A 14,177-nucleotide genomic window follows, 5' to 3' on the forward strand; every position below is an offset into this window, starting at 1 on the left:
CTCCTGTCTTCACTAAACAGCGTGGCCGCTGTTGTCAATCACCTGAAAACCTTAGACGAATATTGCCCGCTTCGCGTTAATAATTGCTTGTCCGTCAGACCTCTTCCGTCGTCTGGCTGGCTTCCCGCAGCGTGCCCGGCGCATGTCCAATAATACGCTTAAATGCCCGGCTAAATGCCGCCAGAGAGCCGTACCCCAGCCGCAGCGCGACGGTTTCAATCGGCTGGTTTTCGTGGCGAATGTACTGGATGGCCAGCCGCATTCTCAGCTCGCTGAGATATTTTGCCGGGGTGGTTCCCGTCGCGGCCAGAAACCGTTCCGCGAACACGGAACGGGACGTGCCCGCTTCTTTTGCCAGATCCGCCACGCTCCAGTTCAGGCCTGGCTGCTGATGCATGGCGTAAATGGCGCGGCTGAGGCGCGGGTCGCGCAGAACCTGCACCCAGCCGGTGGATTTACCACAGCCGCCTTCAACCCAGCCCCGCACGATTAACGCCGCCACCACATCGGCCAGCCGCGCAAGGATCCCGGCATACCCGGCCTGACGCGCCGCGGATTCCCGCTCCATCGCCGCCAGCAGCGGATGAATTTCCGGCCAGGTAGACATCAGCCGGCTGACCATCATCACTTCCGGCATCGCCTTGATCAGCGGCTGCATTCCGCCCAGCTCAAAATCCATGCACCCGCTAAAGATAAGGGTGTTCTCGCTCTCCGGGCAGGACTCGCAGGTGATAGCACAGACCGAGCTGCAGATAGGCTCGCTCGGAAAGGCGTTGACGGGGGTAATGGTGGCCTGCTCGTCCGAGAGCAGAGCATGGGAATTTCCGCCGGGAATAAAGAGGGCGTCACCACCGCTCAGTTCGAACGTTGCACCGCTCTCCATGCGCAACAGGGCGCTACCGTGGCTCACAAAATGAAACTGCGCCCTGCCGGGAGCCTGATGAAACGCGACGCCAAATGGCGCACTGGCTTCAATCCGCCGGTATTTCACGCCTGAGAGGCGCATGCCGCGTAAAAGTTCGCTGATCAAATCGGGTGACTGTACGGTCATGGCGCAACTCCGGACGAATAATCAATAAGTGGAGATTATATGTCATAGATCGTCCAGGGTGAACCTTCTATTCTTTTGCGACAGTAGTCACATTTTTATAACGGGAGATCAACAGATGAGTTCATGTGTCGCGGCGAGCGAGGCGGTAGCGCCTGCAAAACCCGCCTGGCGGGCCGTCTATTCACTGGGGCTGGGGGTATTTGGTTTGATTACGGCAGAATTTCTGCCCGCCAGTTTGTTAACACCCATGGCCGCGAGCCTGGGCGTTACCGAGGGGATGGCTGGACAGGCCGTCACCGCCACCGCGCTGGTGGCGCTGGTCACCGGATTGCTGATTACCCCGGCAACCAAGAGTATCGACCGCCGCTGGGTACTGATGTTTTTCTCGGTGCTGCAAATTATCTCCAGCCTGCTGGTGGCCTTTGCGCCTAATCTGCACGTCCTGCTGATGGGGCGCCTGCTGCTGGGGGTCGCGATCGGGGGATTCTGGGCGATGTCGACGGCTACGACGATGCGTCTGGTTCCGGCAGATAAAGTGCCGAAAGCGCTGGCGGTGATCTTCTCCAGCGTGTCGATTGCCACGGTAGTCGCGGCGCCGCTGGGCAGCTATCTGGGCAGCCTGATCGGCTGGCGCAACGTCTTTGTGCTCTGCATTCTGCCGAGCATGCTGGCGCTGCTGTGGCAGCTCTGGGTGCTGCCGTCCATGAAGCCGGAGAGCAGCGGCAGCCTGAGTACGCTGTTCCGCGTGCTGCGTCGCCCGGGGATGATCGGCGGCATGCTGGCGACCATTCTGATCTTCAGCGGCCATTTCGCTTTCTTTACCTACCTGCGTCCGTTCCTGGAGACGGTGGGCCAGGCGAGCGTGGAGACCATTTCCCTGATCCTGCTGGGCTTTGGTATCGCCAACTTTGTGGGTACCTCCGTGGCCGGGCATCTGCTGGCACGTAATCTGCGCATGACGTTGGCGCTGGTGCCGTTTGCGATGGGCGTTCTCGCGCTGATGATGGTTGCGTTTGGTCATCTGGCCGTGCTGGACGGGCTGCTGGTCGCGCTGTGGGGCTTTGCATTTGGTCTGGTTCCGGTGGGCTGGTCAACCTGGCTTGCCACTACGGTCCCGGATGAAGCCGAAAGTGCAGGAGGGCTGCTGGTGGCCTCAATCCAGCTGGCAATCAGTGCCGGTGCGGCAGGGGGCGGGGCGGTATTTGACCTCAACGGCGCCAGCGGCGTATTCGCGGGAAGCGGTTTCCTGCTGGTAACGGCAATGGTGATTGTGTTTATGGGTGTGAAAGTGAAAGCGGAGTGAATTATTTGCCGGGTGAGCGCGAACGCCACCCGGCTCCAGGCTTACAGCCCTTTCTTATCCATCCACACCGCCAGGTCCACCAGGCGGTTGGAGAAGCCCCACTCGTTGTCATACCACGCAAGGATCTTCACCATGTTCCCGCCAATCACCAGCGTGGAGAGCCCGTCGATAATTGAGGAGCGTGGGTCGCCCTGGTAATCGCTGGAAACCAGCGGTTCATCGCTATAGCCCAGAATGCCTTTAAGAGGCCCGCTGGCGGCCGCGTTGCGAAACGCGTCATTCACCTCTTCGGCGGTCACGTTACGGCTCAGCGTTACCGTTAAATCGACAATCGACACCACCGGCACCGGCACGCGCAGGGAGTACCCGGTCAGTTTACCGTCAAGAGAAGGGATCACTTTCCCCAGCGCTTTCGCCGCGCCGCTTGAATAAGGCACAATCGACAGCGCCGCCGCGCGCGCGCCGCGCAGATCTTTCTCCGGCTGATCGTGCAGCGCCTGGCTGTTGGTGTAGGCGTGCGTCGTGTTCATCAGGCCATGCTCAATCCCGAACTGCTGGTGCAGCACCTGAGCTGCCGGCGCCAGACCATTCGTGGTGCAACTCCCGTTGCTTACCACCGCGTGCCGGGCGGGATCGTACTGGTCATGGTTGACGCCCATCACAATCGTCAGGTCGTCGTTCTTACCGGGAGCGGAAATGATGACGCGCTTAGCGCCGCCGTGGGTGATATGCACCGCCGCTTTCTCCCGCTCGGTAAAGAAGCCGGTAGCCTCAATCACAACGTCTACCCCAGCATCACGCCACGGGATATTCGCCGGATCGCGTTCGCTAAATACGGCGATCCGCTGTCCGTCTACCTGCAGCGCGCCGTCAGCCGCTTCAACGGGCGCGGGCAGCTTGCCCAGAAGGGAATCATGTTTTAGCAGATGGGCGAGAGTTTTACTGTCCGTCAGATCGTTGATGGCCACAATCTGAAGCGCCGGGTTGCCCAGCGCCGCGCGCAGGAAATTACGTCCGATACGGCCGAAACCGTTAATACCGACCTTAACCATGGTGCACTCCTTATCTCTGTTGTCTGGAGTCACTGTAGGCGTCGGGCGGGTTGGCGTAAACGACAAAAAAGGATCAGATTAGGCCATCTTGCGGCAGTGAAATCGCTGGCGGTACTCGCCGGGCGTGAGGTGAAGCTGTTTCTCAAAGATGCGGCGCAAGTTAATGCTGGTACCAAAGCCGCTTTGCTCAGCAATGTGCTCAAGGGGATCGCGGGTCTGTTCAAGCAGCTGCCGTGCGGCGGCCAGACGCGCTTCGGTCACGTAGCGGGCAGGCGAGACCCCGGCCTCGCGGGTAAACACGCGGGTGAAGTTTCGCGGGCTCATCGCCGCTTTCTCGGCAAGCTTCTCCACGCACAGATCGGCGGTGAGGTTCTGCAGGATCCAGCGTTGCAGCTCGCCTATCGGCCCTGCTGTGCCTGGCTGCTGCAGGCTGTAGCGGCTGAACTGCAGCTGTCCGCCGGGACGTCGCAGATACATCACCATATCCTGCGCCACGTCGCGGGCGAGGGTAAATCCGTAGTCGTCCTCCACCAGCGCCAGGGTCAGATCGAACCCGGAGCTCACGCCGCCGGAGGTCCAGATGGGGCCATCCTGAATATACAGCGGACCGCCTTCGACGGTGATAGTCGGATACTGGGCTTGCATGGTCTCCAGCAGCCGCCAGTGGGTGGTGGCGCGACGACCGTCCAGCAGGCCGGTCTGTGCCAGCAGCATCGCGCCGCCGCAGATAGAAGCTACCCGTCTGGCGTGCGGCGCAGCGAGGTGCAGCCAGTCGACTACGGCCGTGCTCTCCTGCTCGTTCATACCGCGTCCGGTAATGATAATGGTGTCCAGCGGCTCGCGCGGATCGAGCTCCGGCAGGCGATAGTCCGCCAGCAGGTTCAGACCGGACTGGCCGTGGATCACCTGGTGAGGCTGCGTGGTGGCGATGATAATCCGGTAGCGGGGCTGCTCAAGCCCTTCCGGATGCAGCCGGTTGGCCTGCATCAGAATGTCGGCGATACCGGCGGCTTCAAACAGCATGCCGCCGTCGGGAACGATAATCAGGATCTTTTTCATGTCCTGAAAAGTACCTTTATTACAGAATATGTCAAGCGACGCGTGCGCTCTGTATTTCTGGCAAAGCAAAGCGATTTAAGTTCTTTGTTATTTCAGGCCTAATCCCCGATCTTCAGGGCTCTGTCTCTGGCGAAACGGCGTCTGAAGGAATGGGTAAACGAAGCTCCCTCTATTTACATCCGCAACAACGCGAACAAATCCGTCATCTTGCATCGGGTTTTATATGGCGAAGCGAACTGCCCACCTGGCTGTTAATGTTCACGATTTATGCGGGCTGGTTTGCCACGCTGGCGTTCTGGCAAACGCTCGGCCTGCTGCCCGCCACACTGCTGCTCATCTGGTTTACCGCCTGGTACATGTCCCTGCAGCATGAGCTGATCCACGGGCATCCCACGCGTTTTGCCTGGCTTAACCAGCTGTTTGGCACGCTCCCGCTGGCGGTCTGGTACCCGTATGGCCTGTACCGGGATTCCCATCTGGCCCACCATCGGTACGATAGCCTGACCCATCCGGTGGATGACCCGGAGTCGTACTATTTTACCGAGGCGAGCTGGGCGCGCTTTTCCCCCTGGCAGAAGCGCCTGATCCGGGCCCGAAATACCTTTACCGGGCGGCTTCTGCTGGCGCCGCTGCTGGATATCCTGCAGACGCTTGGCAGCGCCCTGGCGGCGTTTCGTCATCTTCATCTGCGGGCGATGACGATGTGGCTGGTTCACATCACGCTGCTTGCGGCACTCTTCGCCTGGATGACGCACGTCGGTTTTTCACCCGTCTGGTTCGTGCTGGCGGTCAGTTATCCGGCGCTGGCGCTGACCAAGGTGCGATCGTTTTTCGAACATCGCGCGGCGGATGATCCGCTGGCGCGCTCCGTCATTAACGAGGCCGGGCTGTTCTGGCGGCTACTGTTTTTGAATCTCAACTATCATTCAGTACATCATGATTTACCGGGCGTGCCGTGGTACGGGCTGAAGGCGATCTACCAGCAGAACCGGGAGGCGTACCGGGAGCGAAACCGCGGTTTTCTCGTCAGAGGCTACGGTGAATGGCTGCGCCGGTTCTGGGTCAGTCCCGTCGACGTCACCGTTCACCCCGGAAAGCAACAGGGGGAAGGGGATGAGTAACCTGCTGGCGTTTCCCATGTATGCGGTGGATCGCGCCGATACCCGCGCGCTCTGGCTGGCGGTTAAGGGATTGCTGGCCGCACGCGGTGTGCCCGTCGATCGCGATCCCGGCTGGCCGGAGTCCGATCTGCTAACCCACTGGCGACAGCCCGGGCTTGTCCTCAGCCAGACCTGCGGTTATCCGCTGGTCACCCAGCTTCCGGACGTGCAGGTTGTCGGCTGTTTTCACTACGCGGCCCCGGGCTGCGCAGGGTTCCAGTACCGCAGCTTTCTGGTGGTACGCGAGGAGGATCGGCATCTCACGCTGGCGGATTTTCGCGGACGACGGGCGGTCTGTAACTCTGCGGATTCCCAGTCCGGCTACAATGCGCTGCGAAAAAAAGTGGCACCTCTGGCGGTTGACGTTCCGTTTTTCGCGCAAACGTCCTTTAGCGGCAGCCATCGCCAGTCGCTGAACGATGTCAAACGCGGAGCAGGGGATATCGCGGCCATCGACTGTGTCACCTGGGCACTGCTGCAGCGTCACGAACCGGAAAGCCTGACGGGTCTGGCGGTCATTGACCGTACCCCTCTGACGCCGGGGCTGCCGCTTATAACCTCGCACCACACCTCGCCTGACACCCTTGACGCCCTTCGCGATGCGCTCCAGGCGCTGGTGAGTTTGCCGGAACACCGGGCCGTTTGCGACGCGGTGTTGATTGGGGGGTTTAGCGTCGTGACGCGTCAGGCCTACGCCTCATTGCTGGCGTGATAAATCTCCTGTGCGTCGGTAAAGCAGCGCAGCGCCAGCGAAGAGACCGGTTTTTGCCTGCGCATAATCAGGCCGACAGGGGCTTCAATGTTCGCATCGGCGATGGGGACAATCCTGAAATTACTGTTCAGTGCTTCCAGCCCGTTGTTCAGCGGCATGACGGCGCAGCATACGCCGCTCTGAACAGCCTGAATGATCTGGAACGTCGAGTCGCTCTCGAAGACTGACGTCGGTTCAATGCCGACAGACTTAAAGCTGGCCTCCATATGCGCCCGGTAATGCATCCCTTTGGTCAGGAACCCCAGCGGAAAATCCGTCAGATCGCGCCAGGTTAATGTCTCCTGGCCGAGCTGGAAATGGCGGACATCGTGCAGCAGGCCCATCTTCGTTTTGGGAAGCTGGATAATATCGAACAGGCTGGTGTCGATGCTGTTGAGATAGCAAATCCCCAGCTCAAGCTGATTGCGGCTGACGCCGTCGGCTATTTGCGCGGAGGACATGGAATAGAGGCTATAGGTCAGCTCCGGGTATTTTTGCGTCAGCAGGCGAATAAAGATCATCGGATCCACGCTCGCCAGCGGCACCATCCCCAGACGGAGTTCGCCCACCACCTGGCCTTTGCACAGCGCGGCTTCCGCCTGTAACCCGTCGTGCGCGGCCAGCAGCGCGCGGGCCCACGCGAGGATGCGTTCACCCTCCGGCGTAAACCCTTCAAAGCGCTGCCCGCGCACAATCAGCACCAGCCCCAGCTCCTCTTCCAGACTGCGGATGCGCATGGAGAGGGTCGGCTGGGTGACGTTGCACTGCAAGGCCGCTTTACCAAAGTGCCGGGTCTCGTCAAGCGCGATTAAATATTTTAACTGTTTAATATCCATCTTTTTCTCTGCGCGAACAGCCTTACAGCATGCGGATCTCTTTTGAGCGCAGGGTGATGCGAACCGGAACGGATTTATACGACGGCGTACCGCTGTCCTTATCCAGATAATCAAGCGGTACCAGCACGTTGGCCTCCGGATAATAGGCGCCGACGGTCCCCGGCGCGATGTTGTACGCCACCACGGTAATATCTTCCAGACGCTGTCCGTTGCCGGGCAGGGCGGTTTCGATATCCACGCGGTCGCCGTGTTCCAGCCCTGACTGCGCCATATCGTCTTCGTTCATAAACAGCACGTCGCGACGGCCAAACACGCCACGGTAGCGGTCGTCCAGCGCGTAAATGGTGGTGTTGTACTGGTCGTGGCTGCGAAGCGTGATCAGGCGCAGAACGTGGTCACCTTCACCACTGGCGTTCTCGTGTACGCCGTCGAAGACCGAGAACATCGCTTTTCCCGTCGCCGTTGGCCAGATGCGTTGCGTTGGCGGCAGCGGCATACGGAAGCCGCCGGGAACGCGGATCCGCGCATTGTAGTTCTCAAAGCCCGGAATGGTCTCCTCGATCAGATCGCGTATGCGGTCGTAATCCTCAACCAGCGTCATCCAGTCCACGCGGGTATCCGGCAGGGTGGCTTTCGCCATGCCCGCGACGATAGCGGGTTCTGACCGAAGCAGCGGCGAGGCGGGTTTCAGCTTGCCGGATGAGGCATGGACCATCGACATTGAGTCTTCGACGGTAATGGACTGGCGGCCGGTGGCCTGAACATCCAGCTCGGTACGGCCAAGACACGGGAAAATAAAGGTCTCTTTGCCCACCAGCAGATGGGTACGGTTCAGCTTGGTCCCGACGTGAACGCTCAAATCCAGGTTACCCATCGCCGGAAAACCGCGCTCGTGATCGGGCATTGCGACGGCAAAATTACCCCCGAGGCAGATGAGCGCTTTCGCGCGGCCGTCGATCATCGCCTGCGTGGCCTGCACCGCGTCGTGTCCGTGGTGCGACGGAGGCTCAAAGCCGAACACGTCTTTGAGACTGTTCAGGAAGGCCGGCGTGGGTTTCTCGCTAATCCCGACGGTACGGTTTCCCTGCACGTTTGAGTGGCCGCGCAGCGGGCATATTCCCGCGCCGGGCTTGCCGATATTCCCGCGCAGCAGCAGCAGGTCGGCAATCAGGCGGACGTTCGCCGTGCCTTTATTGTGCTGGGTAATGCCCATCCCGTAGGTAATGATGGTGGCATTCGATTTCGCATAGGCCTCGGCTACCTTTTTGAGCGCCGCCTGGCTGAGACCTGACTCGCGTTCGATCTCGTCCCAGCGGGTTTGCGCGATATCGGCGGCGAAGTCCTCAATGCCCTGGGTGTGTTCGGCAATAAATGCATGATCCAGCACGCCACCGCGCTCGGCCTCCATTTCGAGAAGGTGTTTGGCAATGCCTTTCAGCGCGGCGGCATCGCCTCCGGCCTTCACCTGGAAATAGGTCGAGGCGATATCCGTGGAGCTGTAGGTCGCCATCTCAATCACGCTTTGCGGGTCCGCAAAACGTTCCAGCGCACGCTCGCGCAGCGGGTTAAAGACGATAATCGGCACGCCGCGGCGGGCCAGCTCGTGGAGGGTCCCCATCATTCGCGGATGGTTGGTGCCGGGGTTATGGCCGATGGAGATCACCAGCTCCGTCTTGTCGAAGTCGTCCAGCGAGACGGTCCCTTTCCCGATGCCAATCGAGCGCGGCAAACCGACGCTGGTGGCCTCGTGACACATATTCGAGCAGTCGGGGAAGTTATTGGTGCCGTATTCGCGAGCGAACAGCTGGAACAGATAAGCCGCTTCGTTAGAGGCGCGTCCGGAGGTATAGAACTCGACCTGGTCCGGCTCGAGCCCGCGCAATACATCGCCGATGCGTTCAAACGCCTCGTCCCAGTCGACGGGGCGGAAGGTATCGCTTGCCCGATCATAGCGCAGGGGGTGCGTGAGTCGACCGTAGCCTTCCAGCTCAAAGTCCGATTTTGCCAGCAGCGTGGAGACGCTGTTTTCGGCCAGAAACGCGGGGGTAACGCGCTTGCTGGTCGCTTCCCAGGTCACCGCTTTGGCGCCGTTCTCGCAGAACTGGAACGTCGACTTGTGTTCTTTATCCGGCCACGCGCAGCCCGGGCAGTCAAAGCCGTCAGGCTGGTTGGTGCGCAGCAGCGTCGCGGGGGCGTCAAGGGTATCCATTTGGGTTCGTACCGCAATGGCCGTTGCTTTTAATGCCCCCCAGCCGCCGGCAGGGCCATCATAGTGTCTGATACCTGGCACCGAGCGTCTTTTCTTGTTCATACCCACTCCTGATTTGTTCGATCACACAACGCCTGAGCTCAAAATATCACTGACGGGAGCAATAGGTGAAAGCAATGACCACCGGATGGCGGCGCACATACGGGGTGTGAAAATGCCTTAACCAAAACTCTTTTTATTACAGTGATTTGTATGGTCTGGTGTTTAAATATTTAAAGAAATTATAACGAATTTTTATCATTTTAATAATAAATCTTATCTATCGTCCGGTAGGCGAGATAGATGGCGGTGAGCAGGAAAGGATGTAGCGACAGTAAAATTTCGAGTGAAGCTAATGAGCGAGAGATATAGCCGCGATTCACGACTGGCGGGCTACTGGAGGCATTTTTCATTTGAGGAAATGGCAGGAAGGTTTACCCAGGCTTAATGAATAATAGATATAAGGTATCCCTTATAGTGGAAATATCACCGCGTGAATATACAGTTTTTTTGCGGCGTAAAATTAACGTCTGGGTGCATAAGTGAAATATTCTCACCCATGCGATGAAGCGTGTTCAATATTAAATGTACTCTGTTAATGCAACAAATAATTCATCTGCGATATATTCCTTTGACATCAAAAAAACGTGAATTCTACTAATTATGGTAGTGGCGATAATAGCGTTATTGCGTTAATAAAAGTGGTTCTCTTTTGTATTTTTTAACATATAAAACATAAAGTTATGTTGTTATGCGTTGATGAAATTAGAAAAGATCGGCCAGGTCGTTTTTTTTCATAGGATTAATCCTATAATTTTCCGACTGCTTCATTTACCAACAGTTACGGGGCGGTAAATATTGAATTGATGCGAAGCTCATGTAAACTTGCTTACCGTTTGTCAAAATATGTCAGGAAGATACTGGGCCTTATTCTGAAGGGCTCGTGCGGTAGCTATGCCCTTAAAATAGTAACGCCCTGAAAATATCCTGGCTATTTTAACAATAGCACTTAAGTCAAACTTCACCCCCTTATCTTCACCATCGAAATATCGCTACGGAAAAGCATATGAAAATGCGCGTACTGTTTTCACTTCTGTTTGTAATGGCGGTGGCGGGCTGTAAAGCGCCGCAGAAACCTGTGATCAACGACGATACGATCGAGACCAGTCAGGTCAACGGCGTCACCTTAACTCACCGTCACGCTGTTACGCCGCCGACGGAGTTCACGCCGGTGAACGAGCCGTATCGTGCTATGTATCCGGCCTCTCTGATGAGCCGTCCTGACTTCGGCGGCAAAGTTATCCGTAATCTCGAGACCGGCAAAACTTACGTGGTGCTGGGGCAGGTTGAACACTACTGGATGGCGCTTGCCGATGAAGGTAACGAACAGCTGATTGGTTACGTCCCGATGCGCGCCGTGATCAAGGCCGACCTGTACGACGCCGCCGTGCGTAAACAGGCTATTCGTCCAAAGGCGCGTAAAAAAGCGACCTGTGTTGATGTCGACGGCAACAGCAAAGCCTGTAAAGACAGCGCTAACGGTACCTGGATCCTGAACTAAACGGCTTTCATGAGCGCATTTTTATGAATAATAAAAATTTTCATAAGCTGTGGTTATTCTTTTACGCGGTGATTTTCGCCCTGGTCAGTGGTTGTACGTCGTCTTCACACAGCGACCCCTCCCGCTACAATCTGCAGTTTCAGGCTCATCCACAAATCAATGAATCTGCGCCGCTTAAGGTCCGGGTATTGTTGCTGAAATCCGATGCGGATTTCATGTCCAGCGACTTCTACTCCCTGCAGAACAACGCGTCGGCCACGCTTGGCGCGAATCTGCTGAACAGCGACGTGTTCTTCCTGATGCCGGGACAGCTGTCCAAAACCCTCAGCGGGCAAAGCTCTCCGGAGGCCCGCTACATCGGCGTTATGGCGGAGTATCAGGTGCTGGATGGCAAAAAATGGCGCGTTTCACTTCCTCTGCCCGTGCCTGGCGAAAATCATATCTACCAGTTCTGGAAATGGTCCGCAGATGAGCTTCAGGCCAACGTTTTTCTCGACGTGAACGGCATTCGGGTCATCAGCCAGTAACGCGCTTCAAAACAGGAAACACATCATCATGACGAAAGCAGAAAAGGTCGTCTGGACCGAAGGCATGTTCCTGCGTCCACACCATTTTCAGCGGACTGAAAGCTATCTGCTCAACCATGTTCGTGAATGGGGCGCGCTACAGCGATCGTATCTCTGGGGCTTTCTTGACGTTGAACTGGATGAAGCGATGCTTCGTCAGGGATGCATTGCCCTAAGCTACTGTAGCGGACTGCTGCCGGACGGCACTTTTTTCCAGGTCCGTAACGGGCGCAACGGTCCTGTGCCGCTGAAAATTCCAGACAATCTCACCAACGAAAAGGTGGTGCTCGCGCTGCCGGTTCGTCGTGGCGAGAGAGAAGAGGTGATCTTTAGCGAAGAGCCGGCCTCGCTGGCGCGCTTCATCGCGTTTGAGCAAGAGGTGGAAGACGATAACGCCATGTCGGTGGGAGATGCCACCGTCCAGTTTGGCCGCCTGCGTCTGACCCTGATGCTCGAAAAAGACCTCACGGCAGAGTGGACCGCCATCGGCGTGGCCTTTGTGACCGAGAAACGTAACGACAACCACGTGCGGCTCGACAACAGCTACATCCCGCCGATGCTCAACGCCAATAACAGTCCGCAGATCTACAGCATGATCAACGATCTGCACGGCTTGCTGGTGCAGCGCAGCCAGCAGATTGGCGGTCGTTTGCGCCAGCCCGGCCGCTTTAATACCTCTGAACTGATTGAGTTCACGCTGCTGTCGCTGGTTAACCGCCACCTGGGCGAGGTGTCTCATTTAAAAACCCTCCCGCTGCTGCATCCGGAAACGCTCTGGCGCAGCTGGCTGCCGTTCGCGACAGAGCTCACCACCTGGACGTCGCAGCGGACCGCCGAAAGCGTGCTGCCGATTTACGATCATGACGATCTGGCTAATTGCTTCAGCAAGCTGATGCTGATGCTGCGTCAGGGGCTGTCGCTGGTGATGGAAGACCACGCGATTCAGCTGCCTCTTAACGAACGCTCTCACGGTCTGAACATTGCCACGGTGCCTGAAACCAGCATGGTGCGTGAGTTCGGCTTCGTGCTGGCGGTTAAAGCCAACGTGCCGGGCGAACACCTGCAAACCCATTTCCCGGCGCAGATGAAGGTCGCGCCGGTCTCGAAAATTCGCGATCTGGTTCAGCTTCAGCTGCCGGGCATTATGCTGCGCGCCATGCCGGTCGCGCCGCCGCAGATCCCGTGGCATGCCGGCTACAGCTACTTTGAACTGGAGAAGGGCAGCGAGCTGTGGCACGAGATGGATAAGTCCGGCGCATTCGCCCTGCATCTTGCAGGGGAATTCCCGGGGCTGGATATGGAGTTTTGGGCCATCCGTAGCCCGACAGAATAATAAAGCGAGCGCTTAATATGCAGGAACGACAGGACACCGGCAGTGATGCCGCGTTTACCGGGGCCAGTAGCAACAATCAGCTTGTGGCGGCCGCCAATCCGCTGCTCAATGCGATTCCGCAGATCCGTCATTCGGTTTCCCATGACGATCAGGTGGCGTTACGCCAGCGCCTGATCGATGAGATTCGCCGTTTCGAAGTCCGCTGCCAGCAGGCGGGGCTGCCCTACGAAGTGATCGTCGGGGCACGCTACTGCCTGTGTACGGCGCTCGATGAGGCCGCCGCGCTCACCCCCTGGGGCAGCAGCGGGGTCTGGTCAAGCAACGGTCTGCTGGTGACGTTCCATAACGAAACCTGGGGTGGGGAGAAGTTCTTCCAGCTGCTGGCGCGCCTGTCGCAAAACCCGCGCGAGCATATCCTGCTGCTGGAGATGATCAACTACTGCCTGCTGCTCGGCTTCGAAGGGCGCTATCGGGTGCTGGATAATGGCCGCACCCAGCTTGAAACCATCAAGCAGCGGCTGTGGCAGATGATCCGCGGCGTGCGCGGAAGCTATCCGCCACCGCTTTCTCCCCATCCGGAAGATCGTCCGGTGCTGCGCAAGCTCTGGCGGCCGATGGTTCCCCTGTGGGCATGCGTGGCGCTGGCCGGGTTTATCGCCTGCCTGTTTTATATCGTGCTCAACTGGCGTCTTGGCGACAGCACCAGCCCGGTGCTGGCGAAGATTTATCAGTCCCAGTTGCCGGAAACCACTATTCAGCAGCCGGCGCGTCAGCTTCCGGCTGTTCTGAACCTGCGCGGCTTCCTGAAGCCTGAAATCGAAGCTGGCCTGGTCGCAGTGAAAGACGAAGCGGATCGCAGCGTCGTTATCCTGAAAGGCGACGGGCTGTTTGCCTCTGCCTCGACCGTTGTGCGCGACCGTTATGAACCGGTCATCAACCGCATCGCGCAGGCGATGAATAACGTCAGCGGCAAAATTCTGGTGGTGGGCTACAGCGACAACGTGCCGATCCGCAGCGCGCGCTTTGCCTCTAACTATGAACTCTCTCTGGAACGCGCCCGCTCGGTACAAAAAATGCTGCAGGGAAGCCTCTCTCAGCCTGGCCGCGTGAAAGCGGAAGGGCGGGGCGAGATTAACCCGGTGGCGCCGAACACGACGCCTGAAAACCGCGCCCGTAACCGCCGTGTGGAAATTACTCTGCTGGTGTCGCCTGAAAACACTCAGGCCGAGCTGAACGGATTGCCGCAAGGAAACTAAG

12 protein-coding genes are annotated in these 14,177 nt (G+C 58.1%); 7 read left to right on the plus strand and 5 right to left on the minus strand.

Annotated features, from left to right (window positions below; genetic code table 11):
• Window positions 1-94 precede the first annotated feature (94 nt).
• On the minus strand, window positions 95-1,051 hold the full coding sequence (locus RVY89_RS05730) for a cupin domain-containing protein (protein ID WP_484827156.1): 957 nt from the start codon (window positions 1,049-1,051) through the stop codon (window positions 95-97).
• 115 nt (window positions 1,052-1,166) lie between these two features.
• Between RVY89_RS05730 and RVY89_RS05735 the strand changes: the two genes are divergently transcribed.
• On the plus strand, window positions 1,167-2,354 hold the full coding sequence (locus RVY89_RS05735) for an MFS transporter (protein ID WP_484827157.1): 1,188 nt from the start codon (window positions 1,167-1,169) through the stop codon (window positions 2,352-2,354).
• A 41-nt stretch (window positions 2,355-2,395) separates the two neighbouring features.
• Here RVY89_RS05735 and gap read toward each other — a convergent pair whose 3' ends face one another.
• Window positions 2,396-3,406 (minus strand): type I glyceraldehyde-3-phosphate dehydrogenase, encoded by a 1,011-nt coding sequence (gap, locus tag RVY89_RS05740; protein ID WP_484827158.1) that lies wholly within the window; start codon window positions 3,404-3,406, stop codon window positions 2,396-2,398.
• Between the two features lie 78 nt (window positions 3,407-3,484).
• Window positions 3,485-4,465, minus strand: coding sequence for a GlxA family transcriptional regulator (locus RVY89_RS05745; RefSeq protein WP_484827159.1), 981 nt, complete (start codon window positions 4,463-4,465; stop codon window positions 3,485-3,487).
• Between the two features lie 149 nt (window positions 4,466-4,614).
• Between RVY89_RS05745 and RVY89_RS05750 the strand changes: the two genes are divergently transcribed.
• Window positions 4,615-5,586 (plus strand): fatty acid desaturase, encoded by a 972-nt coding sequence (locus RVY89_RS05750; protein ID WP_484827160.1) that lies wholly within the window; start codon window positions 4,615-4,617, stop codon window positions 5,584-5,586.
• A complete protein-coding gene (locus tag RVY89_RS05755; RefSeq protein ID WP_484827161.1) occupies window positions 5,579-6,337 on the plus strand; it encodes a phosphate/phosphite/phosphonate ABC transporter substrate-binding protein in 759 nt (252 codons plus the stop codon). Before RVY89_RS05750 ends, RVY89_RS05755 begins: the two co-directional genes overlap by 8 nt.
• On the opposite strand, the gene RVY89_RS05760 is transcribed toward RVY89_RS05755, so the two are convergent.
• Both RVY89_RS05760 and RVY89_RS05765 read right to left on the minus strand, forming a co-directional pair.
• Window positions 6,316-7,212 carry a LysR family transcriptional regulator gene (locus tag RVY89_RS05760; RefSeq protein WP_484827162.1) on the minus strand — a complete coding sequence of 299 codons (897 nt, stop codon included), beginning with the start codon at window positions 7,210-7,212 and terminating at the stop codon, window positions 6,316-6,318. The genes RVY89_RS05755 and RVY89_RS05760 overlap by 22 nt on opposite strands.
• A 22-nt stretch (window positions 7,213-7,234) precedes the next feature.
• Window positions 7,235-9,523 (minus strand): FdhF/YdeP family oxidoreductase, encoded by a 2,289-nt coding sequence (locus RVY89_RS05765; RefSeq protein WP_484827163.1) that lies wholly within the window; start codon window positions 9,521-9,523, stop codon window positions 7,235-7,237.
• Window positions 9,524-10,526: 1,003 nt separating this feature from the next.
• On the opposite strand from RVY89_RS05765, the gene RVY89_RS05770 reads away from it, so the two are divergent.
• The 4 genes from RVY89_RS05770 to RVY89_RS05785 are packed head-to-tail and all read left to right on the plus strand — an operon-like array spanning window position 10,527 to window position 14,176.
• Entirely contained in the window at window positions 10,527-11,021 is a 495-nt protein-coding gene (locus tag RVY89_RS05770) for an SH3 domain-containing protein (RefSeq protein WP_484827164.1), read from the plus strand.
• 23 nt (window positions 11,022-11,044) lie between these two features.
• On the plus strand, window positions 11,045-11,548 hold the full coding sequence (gene tssJ, locus RVY89_RS05775) for a type VI secretion system lipoprotein TssJ (protein ID WP_047652274.1): 504 nt from the start codon (window positions 11,045-11,047) through the stop codon (window positions 11,546-11,548).
• A gap of 28 nt (window positions 11,549-11,576) precedes the next feature.
• Window positions 11,577-12,920, plus strand: a complete 1,344-nt coding sequence (tssK, locus tag RVY89_RS05780) for a type VI secretion system baseplate subunit TssK (RefSeq protein WP_371898628.1) — start codon at window positions 11,577-11,579, stop codon at window positions 12,918-12,920.
• A gap of 17 nt (window positions 12,921-12,937) precedes the next feature.
• Window positions 12,938-14,176, plus strand: a complete 1,239-nt coding sequence (locus RVY89_RS05785) for a DotU family type VI secretion system protein (protein ID WP_484827165.1) — start codon at window positions 12,938-12,940, stop codon at window positions 14,174-14,176.
• The last annotated feature ends 1 nt before the right edge of the window (window position 14,177 follow it).

The sequence above is a fragment of the Enterobacter sp. 3U4 genome, assembly GCF_057224565.1.